Here is an 11910-nt window from a genome sequence, read left to right on the forward strand (position 1 = left end):
CCTCAATTGAGCCGGCGAGAACAGCGCCACCCCCGTCACGTTAAACATCCGAATTGCCGAACGCGCGGCGAAGGGCATCGAATTTGGCCTTGGTGAACTGGCGTGCCGGTGCCGTATCGGCAGCGACAACATCAAAGCCGTGATAGGCACCAGGGATCACCAGCAATTCGCATGGCACCTTCGCCTCGATCAGCCGACGCGCATAGGCAACGTCTTCAGACACGAACAAGTCGATGCCACCAACGCCAATGAACGCCGGCGCCAGTCCGCCCAGGTCCTTGACACGAGCAGGAACGCCTGCCGCCGGCACGTTTGCACCGCCTGGCCGCATGCCCAAGAACGAGGACCAGCCATAGCGATTGCTGGGCGCATCCCAGCCAATCGAACCGAGCGGGAACGGCGGAATAACAGTGCTGCCGGTGCGATCGTCCAGCATCGGATAGATCAGCACCTGCAACAGTACGGGCACCTCCCCGCGATCGCGCGCGGTGATCGCCAGACGCGCGGCATGGCCGCCGCCGGCACTTTCACCCATGATGGCGATGCGGTTAGGATCGACACCGAGCGCGGCTGCATTGTCATGCACCCATTTCAGCGCCGCGTAGTTGTCCTCGACCGAACCGGTGAAACGGGTTTCGGGGGCGAGGCGATAATCCACCGTAACGATGACACAATCGAGTTCCTTGGCCACTGCTTGGTGCTTGCCCACCTCGAAGGCGGCTGTGCCGGCGATATACCCGCCGCCATGCATGTGCACGATGGCGGGTCGCTTGCTGCCGGCGCGGGCGTTGATGACAAACACCTTTACCGCTGGCGCGCCACCTGGAACGGGGATCAGGCGCTCTTCCACCGCAACATCGGGCAGTCGCTTGGGCATGAATTCAGGGTGCGGACGGCGCAGTTCAGCCAGGGTGCTGTCGTTGGGCGTGCCGTGTTCGGCACTCATGCGGGCAACCATTTCAGCCGACGGGCGCAAGGCTGGATTTACATAGCGCAGCGCATCGCCCGGGGTGAGCGCGCCGCCAGCTGCGGATCCGGCCGCCGCGCGGGCGATGGGAGGCACCAACTGACTGACGGCCAAACTGCCGGCCCATTGCGCAAGATTCCGGCGCGTGATCTCGAGTGCCATGATCGATTTCCAATCGTGTAACGGGTTTTCAGGAAAGCTGCGTCTGCGCCCAGGCATGGAACAGATCCGGCCAGGCTTTATTGGGTTGATTGGCCCGACCCGCGCCAAAGGCGTGGCCGCCCTTTTCGAACATATGAACCTCGACAGGCCGCTGCGCTGCCGTCATCGCACGCATCATCACCAGCGTGTTTTCCGGTTTGACCGCAGGGTCATCCAGGGCATGCGCCAGGAACATCGGCGGCGTATCGGCGGTCACGTGCAAGGCTGGGGAGTGGCGCGCGATCTGCTCCGCCGTCGAATTGGCGCCGAGCAGATTGGCGGTCGAATCATGGTGGCCGAGGTCCGGGGAAAGGCTGATGACCGGATAGATCGCCGCCACGGCAGCAGGCCGTGCATCGGAATCATCCAGCGCGTCCACCGCTGGAAAAACCCGATTGCCATAGCCGGTGGCGAGTGATGCCGCGAGATGCCCACCGGCCGAAAATCCCACTGCCATGATGCCGTCAGGCCTGAGCTGGCGGCGCGCCGCGTCAAGGCGGATGACCTGGACGGCGCGGCGCGCATCGGCGAGCGAAACGTCTGCGCGCTGCTCCCACCCCTCGCCCGGCAAGCGATAGACCAGCACAAACGTGGTATAGCCCATCGCGCCGAACCGCGCGGCAACCTCGATGCCCTCGTTGAGGATCGACACCCAGCTGTAGGCCCCGCCGGGAAGGAGAAGCAGGCTAAGGCCGTTGGATGGCACGCCTGCTGGTGGCGGAAAGACCCGGATTTCGGGGCGCGCGACATTGCGGATCAGGATGTCGGGAAAGCCAGCGGGCAAAGGCTGCGCCTGGAACCCCGTGCCCGGCACTGCCCCTGGCCACAGCGGCACGCGTTCCACGCTGTTCCATGACGCCGGGAGCGGTGGCAGTTGCAATCCTCTGGGCAGTACCTGCCCCAGCGCCGGGCCGGTTGCGCAGGCCCCCGCGGCTAGGCCAAGCGCAGGCAGTATTGCGCGGCGCGTCCACCCTGCTGCCCGCCGGCTGCCTCCGTCCATCGCTGCATCCTCTCTCGCTTATTCCCAGTCCATTTATATCAAATGGTAGAAAATGCAATTGATTGCAGCAAGATTCTCGCTATGGTTTCGGCAAGGCTGACGAGGCCACGAGAGGATCCCTGATGATGCAGAAATATTCAACTGGCATAGCGGCGATCTGCGCCGTGCTGTCCATGGCGGCAGCGCCGCCCCAGCCCGACCTGGCGCGGGTGGATGCGCGCGCGCCGGCCGGTAGCGGCCGCTTTCCAGCCGTGATGGAGCAGGCGGCATCGTTTCCCGGCTACACGGTATTCGCGCCGGCCCATCTCGCCACTCAATCGAAGCTGCCGGTCGTGCTGTGGGCCAACGGCGGATGCATGGCCTATGGCAACCGCTACCGGACGTTTCTGACCGAGATCGCCTCGCACGGGTATCTGGTGATCTCGATCGGTGGGATTGGGCCCGCCACGATCGAGGGTGGCTCGGAAGAGGGCATGCCCCCGCCGCCAGTGAGCATGACCGCCCCGGCCCTGTCGAACTATACCCAGCTGACCGACGCGCTCGATTGGGCGACAGCGCAGAACCGCGATCGCAAAAGCGCGCTGTTTGCCAAGGTGAATACCGCTGCCGTGGCCGTGATGGGTCACTCGTGCGGAGGACTCCAGGCTATCGCAGCCGCCGCCGATCCACGGATCAAGACCACGCTGGTCATGAACAGTGGGGTCTGGAACAAGGGCACGGGTGGCTTGCCCGGCGCTCCGGTGACCAAGGCGAGCCTGGCCAAGCTCCACGGCTCGGTGCTCTATATCGGCGGTGACGCGTCAGATGGCGCGCACGAAAACAGCCGTGACGATTTCGAGCGCATCACCTCCATTCCAGCGGTCTGGGCCTATCCGGACGGGGTCGGCCATGGCGGAACCTACTTTGAGCCGGGTGGCGGCACGTTTGGCAGCGTGGTGGTCAACTGGCTGCAATGGCGGCTCAGGGGTGATCGCGCCGCTGCATCGCTGTTTTCGGGGCCGGATTGCGGGCTGTGCCGCGACACCCGCTGGCATATCGCCCGCAAGAACCTGAAATGATGATCGGGCGCGACCCGGCCGATACGCCAGCTGGCAAGCCGGCCAAGCGAAAGGAAATACGCCATGCTGTTTGACCGCCGCAGCGCGATGGGCGCGACGCTTGGCTGTGCCGCGCTCATGGCGTTTGATCGCCCTGCACATGGTGCGGCGGCAACATCGGTGGCGCGGACGACCGCTGGCCGGGTTGCGGGCGTGCTGGCTGACGGGGTGCACCGTTTCCTCGGCGTTCCCTATGGCGAGCCAACCGGAGGAGCGGCCCGGTTCCTCCCTGCCCGCCTGCGTCGACCGTGGAGTGGCATCCGCCCGGCCATCGAGATCGGCCCGCGTTGCCCACAAAAGGGCCATGACGGCTCCACCCCAGAGGCTTCGGAAGACTGCCTGTCGCTCAACGTGTGGACCGGCGCGCTCAAGGGGCGCAAGCCGGTCATGGTATGGCTGCACGGCGGCGGATGGGAAGCCGGCATGGGCTTCGATCCGCTCACCGATGGGGCGTTCCTCGCCCGCACGCAGGACGTTGTCGTCGTCACTATCAACCATCGCCTGAATGTCTTTGGCTACCTCAATCTCGCCCACGCCGGGGGCGAGAAGTACGCCGCTTCGGGGAATGCCGGGCTGCTCGACATCGTCCTCGCCCTGCAATGGGTGCGACACAATGCCGAGGCATTCGGCGGCGATCCTGACCGCGTGATGATTTTCGGCCAATCGGGCGGAGGGCGCAAGGCCAGCGTGATGCTGGCGGTGCCGGGCGCGGCGGGCCTGTTCCATCGCTGTGCGTCGGAAAGCGGGCCAGCGCTGCGCATGGATGATGCCGACCTTTCGTTCGAGCGGGCCGATCGCCTGTTGCACACGCTTGGGCTGAATGCCGGTGAAGTGAGCAAACTTGCCGATATTCCCGTGGCGACGGTCACCGCAGCGGGCATCACCGTGCGCAACGCCATGGGGCAGTTCCGGCCCAATGTGGATGGCGTGGTACTGCCCCGGCAGCCCGTCGATCCTGGCGGCTTGGCCCCCAGTGCCCATGTGCCACTCATCGTCGGAACGGCGCGCGATGAAACAGCGCTGTTCCTTGGCGCCGACCCTGCCTATGCCACGCTTGGCGAAGCGGAGTTGCGGCGGCAGCTGGAACCATTTCTGCCGTCCAGCCATGCCGAGGCGGTTATTCAAGCCTATCGAGCGCGCTATCCCGCGCTCGACAATGGCCGCTTGTTCGCGCGGCTGACCACCGATCGCAGCTATCTGCTCGATGCGATTCTGCTTGCCGAGCACAAGGCAGCGCAAGGCGGAGCGCCCGCCCACCTCTACGCGTTCGACTATCCCATGACCGTCGGCGCATTTCATGACGTGACCCCGCATGTGGCCGAAGTTCCGTTCATCTTCGGCACGCTGCCGGCCTGGCGCTATGTCACGCCATCGGCAGAGGCGCTGCGGCTGGTCGACACGATGTCAGGCACTTGGGCAGGTTTTGCCCACACGGGCGTGCCCCATGGGCCGCGACTGCCGTCATGGCAGCGTTTTGACGTTGCGACGCGATCGACGATGGTGATCGGCAAGACCATCCGTGTCTTGTCCGATCCGTATCGTGCCGATCGCGAAACCATGCTGCCGTTCGGTTCGCAGCAACTCGATCGCTTCGAGCCAAGGCCTCCCGGGCCCTGGATTCGCCCATGAGCAATGCATCAAAGCCAGCAAGGCAATCAGGCAGGACAACAGCGATGACCGAAACAAAGCGAACCCGGTGTTGGTCCCGTGCACTGATTGCGGGCGCCGTGGCTGCCATGCCGCTCTCCAGCAGTGCCCAGACGCCACCAGCGCCAGCCGGCGGTCCCTCGCCGATCGAACTGGCGCGCTATGCGGGCTATTTCGCGTTGCCAGACCTGCCGGGTACTGGCCCGATGCCCGCTATCGTAGAAAACCGCGCCACGCTCCCCAACCACCTTGTCTATCGCCCGGCCTCGCTCCCGAAGGATGGTGGCAAGCTGGGCGTCCTGCTGTGGGGCAACAGCGGATGCTCGGCCGATGCGGCCAGCGCGCGGCTCCACCTGCTTGAAATTGCCTCGCATGGTTATGTCGCCATTGCGCCCGGCACCGCGTTGACCGGGCCAGACGCACCTGCTGCGCTGCGCGGGATCATGCCTGATCACGCGTTGCGCCCGGTGGCGACGATGCCGGCGGATATCCTCAAGGGCCTCGATTGGATTCTTGCCGAAAACGCCCGGCCGGGAAGTGATTTCTATGGAAGGATCGATCCGCGCCGCGTTGCAGTTTCCGGGCACAGTTGTGGCGGCGTACAAGCGCTGGATGCCGCGTCCGATCCGCGCGTCCATGCCGTCATCATCCACAACAGCGGCATTTTTCCGGATGGGACGCCGTTCATTCCCGGGCTGACGACACCCAAGCAAGCGCTGGAGCGCCTGCATACCCCGGTCCTCTATATCATGGGCGGCCCGGGCGACATTGCCTACGATAACGGGATGGACGATTTCCGCCGGATCAGCCGTGTGCCGGTGGCTATGGTCAATATCCAGCTCGGCCATCGCGGCAGCATGGACGAGCCATATGGCGGGCGCGTTGCGCAGGTGGCACTCGACTGGCTGGATTGGCAACTCGATGGCAATGCAGCGGCTGGGCGAACGTTCACGGGCCCGATGTGCCGCCTCTGCGTCGATCCGGCGTGGACTGTGCAGCGCAAGGGCTTTTAAGCGCCAAGTGGGCGGCATCGGGCGGTTGGCTCCGCCCGATGCCGCATGCGCTGCTCAGGGCAGCTTCTGCTTGTTGGGATCGATCTTGCGATCGCTGCGGAGCATCGGGTCCCAGTGTTCGGCGATCCGGCCATGCGCAATGCGGAACAGATCGAACCAGGTGGTGACATAGCGCTGCCCGGCCGCGTCGGTTTCTGGCCGTGCGAATGCGATCGTCACATAATCGCCCTCTGCCATGATATGAATCATCGGGATTTCGAGATGATCGAGCACCGGCCGCACTGGCCGGGTCGCCTTGACATAGGCGATGAGCCCGGCGAGCCCCTGCGCGGCATTCGGATTATGCTGGATGTAGTCCGTGGCGATGAATTCATGCGCACGGTCGGTGTCTCCGGCCTGCAGCACGATCCGATACATATCAAACACCAGGCGTTTGTTCGCCGCCAGCTTGCGATCGGCACTGGCGAGCAGAGCCCGCTGATCCTTGGCCGCGAGGACCACCACACGTGCGGCGGGCGGGGTTACCGTAACACTAGGCGGCACTGCGGCAGGCGCGCTGGCGGCCGCAGCCAGGAAGAGCAGGGAAGACAGGGCCATCGGAGTATCCAAACAGGAAGATGCAGGAAAGGAGATCGGGAGCTTCTACCAGATGGAGAAGCTCCCGATCCGATCGATCAGAACGAGCGCTTGACCGTGATGCGCCATTGGCGCGGTGCGGCCGGGAAGCCGGTCACCAGGCCATTGACGGCACGCGCATCGAGCAGCGCATAGTAGTACAGCTTGTTGGTAAGGTTCATCAGGTTACCGATCACCATCCACTTGCCGTCGGGCGCTTCCCACGCGAGCGAGGCGTTGAGCAGGGTGTAGCCCGGCACCTTGTTGAAGGTGGTGTTGGGGATCGAGGTATAGAAACTCGACTGGTACGTCATGTCGAGGCGCGGCGTGATCGCTCCGGCAGATTCCGTGTCGATCCGATATTGGGCGCTTGCGCTAGCCTTCCATTTCGATGCCAGCGGGAACTGCGAATTGAGTGTCGTCCCCGCGCTGATGGCCGCAGCCTGCAGCGACTTGAACCCGATGTCGAGATAGCCGAGGGTCCCTTGCAGCGTGAGCTTGTCGATCGGACGGGCGGTCACTTCGAGTTCACCACCCTGGGTCCGGGCCTTGCCGGCGTTGAGCAGGGCGCTGCATGGCTGGGCATAGCTGGCCAACGGAACGTTCGGATAGGCCGGATTGGCCGGGCAAGAACTGACCGGCAGCTGCAGGTTGGTATAGTTGCCGTAGAACAGGCTGGCGTTGACGCGCAGGCGGCGATCGAACAGGTCGCTCTTGAAGCCAATTTCATACGAGGTCAGCCGTTCGGGATCGAACGGGATAACCTGATAGAGGTTGTACGGCCGGGGATTGACCCCGCCACCCTTGAAGCCGGTTGCGACCGAAGCATAAGTCATGAACGTCGGCGTCCACTGATACTGTGCGGCCACGCGATAATCGACGTTGTCTCCCTTGAACGTGCCCGACAAACCGTTAACCGGGCAGACTGCCACGTTGACCACGGTTCCGCCTGCCTGCGGGCACGGGAAATAGGGCGGGCCATCGGGATGGAAGCCAGCGACCGACCCCGGCACGCCAAGGCGCCCGAAGTTGAAGGTCTTTTCCTGCTTGGAATAGCGCAGGCCACCGATCAGCTGCAGCTTGTCGGTCGCTTTCCAGTCGATGTTGCCGAACGCAGCATACGTGGTGGCGGGCACGCGATCACGCCCCAGGAAATCGAAGGGTGGGATATCGATGCGCGAATCCAGCTTGGTCTTCTCGTTCATGTAGAACCCGCCCAGCGTCAGGTTGATGCGGTTGTCGAACAAGCCGGCATTGAGACGGAGTTCCTGGGTAAATTCGCGATAGGTCAAGGCATTGGTCAGCAATGCGCCGCCGATCGGGGTGGTGTCGCTGTCATCGACATAGTCCATGCGCTGACGACGATAGGCCGTGATCGACTTGAGCGAGACATGATCGCCGATCTTGTAGTCGATGGTGAGCGAACCACCACCGCCATGCGTGGCCGAACGCGGCTGGACGCAATAGGCCGCGGTCTTGTCGCTGGGCGACGGATCGCAATACGTCGCATAGCTTACATAGGCGCTCTTGCTGTACGGATCGGTGGCATAGGCACCATAGGGCGAATAGCTGATGAACTGTGATGCGCCGCTGGCGGTGCCAAGGCTTACGCCGTTGATGCTCGTTTTGGGCGTTTGCCCCGGGTTCTGCGCATAGAGCAGCGTTTGCGGCGTGCCTTCCGAATTGTCGTTGATGTAGTCGCCGGCCAGATTGACCTCGAGCGTGTCGCTGGGAACCCAACGCAACTGTACGCGGCCCGCCGTTACCGACTTGCCGCCCAGCGTGCCCAGCTTGCAATCGCCCGAAGAGCCGAACGAGGGGACCGCCGTGCGGGGATGGGTGCAGGCAAAGTCATAGCGCGTGACATAGCCATCCTTGCTATCGGAAACCCCGGTGATGCGCATGAACAGACGATCGCGGACCAGCGGGATATCCGCCGCAGCATTGACCCGCACATTGTTGAACCGGCCATAGGACAGCGCAACATAGCCGCTGCCATCACCGGTCGGCTTCTTGGAATAGAGTTTGACCGAACCACCGATGGAGTTCTGCCCCGCCAGCGTCCCCTGAGGCCCGCGCAACACCTCGACGCGGTCAAGGTCGACAAGATCGAAGTTCGCCCCGGCGATCGAACCGTAATAGACGTCGTCGATATAGGTGCCCACGCCGGGCGACACCGCCGGGTTGGAATCGACCTGGCCTACGCCGCGGATAAACGATTGTACCGACGGGCCAGCACCCGCTTGCGCCGGCTGCAAGACAACGTTGGGCGCCTGCGCCGCAATGTCGCTCACGTTCGTCAGGCCCTGTGCCGACATCGTCTCGGCCGAAAGGGCCGTGATCGCCAGCGGCGTGCGCTGGACGCTTTGCGCGCGGAACTGCGCGGTAACGACGATTTCGCCGATCGCCCCTTCGGTGGTGGCGGTGTTTTGCGCAGCGCCTTGCGGTTCTTCAGCCGGGCTCTGCGCGGTTTGGGCCCAAGTGCTGCCCGGGAAAGCAAGCACAGTGGCAAATGTGGTAAGCGCCGCAGACTTCAGCAGCCAGGTCTTGCGCCACGTCGAAGCGTTAATTCTATCGGTCATGATAACTCCCCTCCTAATAATGGCGGGTTCTGGCCGCCTTGTTTGCCGTTAAACGTGCAATCGATTGAATCTTTGGACACAAAAACGCGATGGTCGTTATCGCGTCATTTGACTGGCTGGGCTTTGGACAGTGGCAGGAACCCAGCACCCATGGACTTGCGCCCGCAACGGAAGCGGGACATGCACCCTGGCGATCGGGCCGCGGCTGGGCCGATCGGCATCGAGCACCCACAGTTCGGATTGAAAACCCGCGTCGCCATTGGCCTTGTCGACAATGCACAACAGCCATTCACTGCCGTTGGGCTCTGTCGCCGGAACGTGAACGGGCTCGCTGACAGCATGGCCCGGCGGCAGCGCCAGCATGTCGATCTCGCCATGCGGCAGCGTGATGCGGATCAGGCAATTGAAGGCAGCGCCCACTGGCCCACCCGGAAGCGGCGGCCCACCCTGCGGGATCATCGAGAGATACCAGCCGGTCTTGTAGTCCCGCCCACAATCCGCATCGCGAATCCGCGGCATGTCTCCGGGCGGCCCGAGCGGCGTCACCGTGAAATGTTCGCCCTCGCCAGCCAGGTCGAACGTCCAGCGTTCAAATCCCCCGCGAATGGCGCGTTGATCGATATGGATACCGCCCGCCTCGCGCATAAAGCCAAACGCATTGGTTTCCGAAACGAACAGATCCAGGTGCACCACATCGCCCTCGTCAAAGGCATTCATGATGTGAAAGGCCGAAGCGCCCTTGGCACCCTTGAACCACCGCATTCCCGCCACGTCGCCGTCTCGGCCCATGATCCCCACGCAGCATTCCAGGTTCTGGTCGTGCGCCCATTTCGGCCCCCCTGCCCGCAAGCGGTCGAGATCGGTCGTAGTGGGGAAGAACGGGAAGATCGCGCGGCTGCGCGTGATGGCAAAATCATGGATCATGCCGTGATAAGGCTGCTTGAACCACTGCTCGCGCATCAGATGCCCGCGCGGGTCAAGCACCGCATAGGAAACGTCGCGCGAGCAGGCGCCATCGGCTTCATAACCGAACAGGAACAATTCGCCGGTCTCGGGATCGACGCGAGAGTGCGCCGTTACGGTTTGCGAACGCAACGCCCCGTCGAAATCGCATGCCCCCTTGGTGGCCAGCGTGTCCGGATCGATCTCATAGGGGAGACCATCCTCCTTGGTCATGAACAGGCGCCCGGCGTGCCACAGCGGCGTCGTATTCGCGACGGTACGATCGGTTTCGGCCACCGAGGGGTGATCGGTGAACGGATTGCGATAGCCGCCGAACAAGGCCCGGCCAGCGTGTTGCTCAGCGAGATAGCGCGCGGTCTGGACGTAGCGGATGTCGAAATCCACCGCACCTTTCCTGAAGCGAAAGCGGGAAATCATGCCATCGCCCGACAGGATGTTGTCGTCGGCAAACATCGGTGGATGGGCCGGGTCTGGCACGGCCCGGAAAAACGATCCTTCCAAACCGGACGGTAGCGTCCCTTCCACAGTAAGGCCGGGCACCGAGGCCTCGATGCCAACCGGGGTGTTAAGGCCGCGAAAATGGACAGTATCGGGATAGGCGTCGCGATCGCTGGCCACCCAAGGCTTTTCGCTGACCGGCAGGGTGCGTTCGTCGTGCACGTGTCTCTCCTAGATCGGGCTTGCGGCCCGCCATCCGTTGCTTGAAAATATCGAGAATGGCGGCCCTGCCCGGTCTTTCTGAGATTTGGATATCGGCAAATCGCCGAACATCTATAAAAAACCGGACAATTGAATTTACAGCAACCCAATGGGCGTCAGGCTTCCGAACGGCTCACCGAGCGGGCGCCGACGCGATGCCCTGTCACACCAGTGCCCAATAGGTGAAGATGGAGTGCGATTTGTCGCGATCCGCCTTGCCCACGAAGATAGTCTGGCTGAGCCATTCATGGGGCCCCTCGGGCGCTTCGAAGCGAGGCGTCAGCCCCATGTAATACTCCGACGGATCGACGTGTTCGTACCGCTGCATGCGATCCAGCACAGCCTTGTCGGCGTGGCGGATTCCGGTGTTGTGAAGCGCAACGATAGTGCCGTCATCTGCCTGGAGCAGGTAGCGCGCATCAAAACGCACGCTGTTGTCGGGCCGGATGGTCGGCCAATCGCCACCGCTGTGCGGAATGACTTTTCCGGAAAAACGCGGCCCCGTCACCGTGCCCCCAAGAACGCCGACGTAGCCACGATCAAAGCCCCAGTACGTCGGCCCATAGCGCAGCCGCTCGCCCAGTTCGATCCGGATCTGAAAGGCAAATTCAAAACTTGGCGGCCGCGCATCGGGCGGGATCACGAAGCCGTTCGCGCTCGTCTGGGTTTTGACAACTTCGGTGGCGGCGTTAGCCAGGGTTGGCAGCATTCCCGCGACGCCCACTGTGCCTGCAATCATGCTCCGGCGCGATACTTCAGCGGTCATCAGATGTCTCTCCCGGCCTGGGCTGGCGATTTCCAGCTCCAATTGTGACGCATTCGTGCGCCTGCTGCAGCGGACTAACCATATAATGTCTGCTTTTTCAAGCCGATTCGATTTAGCTTTTCCCGGATATAAGCCAATCGAGCGATAAAATGACATCGATTGCAAGGAACATGGGTGCACGCCATCGCCTGATATCTGCCAAGGCTAAACGTGCAATTCCTTCTGATTCAGTGCATTATAAATCATCGAATTGCCCGCTCAACGGCTTGCCATCGGGGCACTTTTGGTGACTATGCATTGCACGGTTGAGGGCAGCATGAATTGTCAGGGTAATGACAGTCCGTGATGAGGTTCCGCTAA

Annotated in this window: 9 protein-coding genes; 3 read left to right on the plus strand and 6 right to left on the minus strand. The window is 62.9% G+C overall.

Annotation, left to right across the window (positions count from 1 at the left end):
• Window positions 1–40 precede the first annotated feature (40 nt).
• Window positions 41–1129 (minus strand): alpha/beta hydrolase, encoded by a 1089-nt coding sequence (locus FHW97_RS08280; protein WP_171798664.1) that lies wholly within the window; start codon window positions 1127–1129, stop codon window positions 41–43.
• Between the two features lie 28 nt (window positions 1130–1157).
• Complete coding sequence (locus tag FHW97_RS08285; protein WP_171798665.1) at window positions 1158–2012, minus strand: alpha/beta hydrolase; 855 nt, start codon at window positions 2010–2012, stop codon at window positions 1158–1160.
• A gap of 278 nt (window positions 2013–2290) precedes the next feature.
• On the opposite strand from FHW97_RS08285, the gene FHW97_RS08290 reads away from it, so the two are divergent.
• The 3 genes from FHW97_RS08290 (at window position 2291) to FHW97_RS08300 (ending at window position 5925) form a co-directional block, all read left to right on the plus strand.
• Window positions 2291–3226, plus strand: coding sequence for a hypothetical protein (locus tag FHW97_RS08290; RefSeq protein WP_022676246.1), 936 nt, complete (start codon window positions 2291–2293; stop codon window positions 3224–3226).
• Window positions 3227–3289: 63 nt separating this feature from the next.
• Window positions 3290–4894, plus strand: a complete 1605-nt coding sequence (locus tag FHW97_RS08295) for a carboxylesterase/lipase family protein (RefSeq protein WP_171798666.1) — start codon at window positions 3290–3292, stop codon at window positions 4892–4894.
• 107 nt (window positions 4895–5001) lie between these two features.
• Window positions 5002–5925: a hypothetical protein gene (locus FHW97_RS08300; protein ID WP_253941689.1), complete on the plus strand. Its 924-nt coding sequence runs from the start codon at window positions 5002–5004 to the stop codon at window positions 5923–5925.
• 54 nt (window positions 5926–5979) lie between these two features.
• Here the strand turns inward: FHW97_RS08300 and FHW97_RS08305 are convergent, their stop codons facing one another.
• The 4 genes from FHW97_RS08305 to FHW97_RS08320 all read right to left on the minus strand — a co-directional run bounded on the left by FHW97_RS08305 (window position 5980) and on the right by FHW97_RS08320 (window position 11550).
• Window positions 5980–6522 (minus strand): nuclear transport factor 2 family protein, encoded by a 543-nt coding sequence (locus FHW97_RS08305; RefSeq protein WP_171798667.1) that lies wholly within the window; start codon window positions 6520–6522, stop codon window positions 5980–5982.
• A 77-nt stretch (window positions 6523–6599) separates the two neighbouring features.
• Window positions 6600–9122: a TonB-dependent receptor gene (locus FHW97_RS08310; RefSeq protein WP_171798668.1), complete on the minus strand. Its 2523-nt coding sequence runs from the start codon at window positions 9120–9122 to the stop codon at window positions 6600–6602.
• Between the two features lie 96 nt (window positions 9123–9218).
• Window positions 9219–10745, minus strand: a complete 1527-nt coding sequence (locus FHW97_RS08315; RefSeq protein ID WP_370525374.1) for a carotenoid oxygenase family protein — start codon at window positions 10743–10745, stop codon at window positions 9219–9221.
• 202 nt (window positions 10746–10947) lie between these two features.
• Window positions 10948–11550, minus strand: coding sequence for a DUF3237 domain-containing protein (locus FHW97_RS08320; RefSeq protein WP_082209109.1), 603 nt, complete (start codon window positions 11548–11550; stop codon window positions 10948–10950).
• Window positions 11551–11910: the final 360 nt, after the last annotated feature.

Origin of the sequence: Novosphingobium sp. SG754, from assembly GCF_013149315.1 — a bacterium.
In the GTDB taxonomy this organism is placed as follows: Bacteria; Pseudomonadota; Alphaproteobacteria; order Sphingomonadales; family Sphingomonadaceae; genus Novosphingobium; species Novosphingobium capsulatum.

What these genes read in the sequence shown, in the direction of transcription:
- FHW97_RS08295 (WP_171798666.1), top strand. Translation starts at nt 3,290, where the DNA reads ATGCTGTTTGACCGCCGCAGCGCGATGGGCGCGACGCTTGGCTGTGCC.
- FHW97_RS08280 (WP_171798664.1), bottom strand. Translation starts at nt 1,129, where the DNA reads ATGGCACTCGAGATCACGCGCCGGAATCTTGCGCAATGGGCCGGCAGT.
- FHW97_RS08320 (WP_082209109.1), bottom strand. Translation starts at nt 11,550, where the DNA reads ATGACCGCTGAAGTATCGCGCCGGAGCATGATTGCAGGCACAGTGGGC.
- FHW97_RS08310 (WP_171798668.1), bottom strand. Translation starts at nt 9,122, where the DNA reads ATGACCGATAGAATTAACGCTTCGACGTGGCGCAAGACCTGGCTGCTG.
- FHW97_RS08305 (WP_171798667.1), bottom strand. Translation starts at nt 6,522, where the DNA reads ATGGCCCTGTCTTCCCTGCTCTTCCTGGCTGCGGCCGCCAGCGCGCCT.
- FHW97_RS08290 (WP_022676246.1), top strand. Translation starts at nt 2,291, where the DNA reads ATGATGCAGAAATATTCAACTGGCATAGCGGCGATCTGCGCCGTGCTG.
- FHW97_RS08300 (WP_253941689.1), top strand. Translation starts at nt 5,002, where the DNA reads ATGCCGCTCTCCAGCAGTGCCCAGACGCCACCAGCGCCAGCCGGCGGT.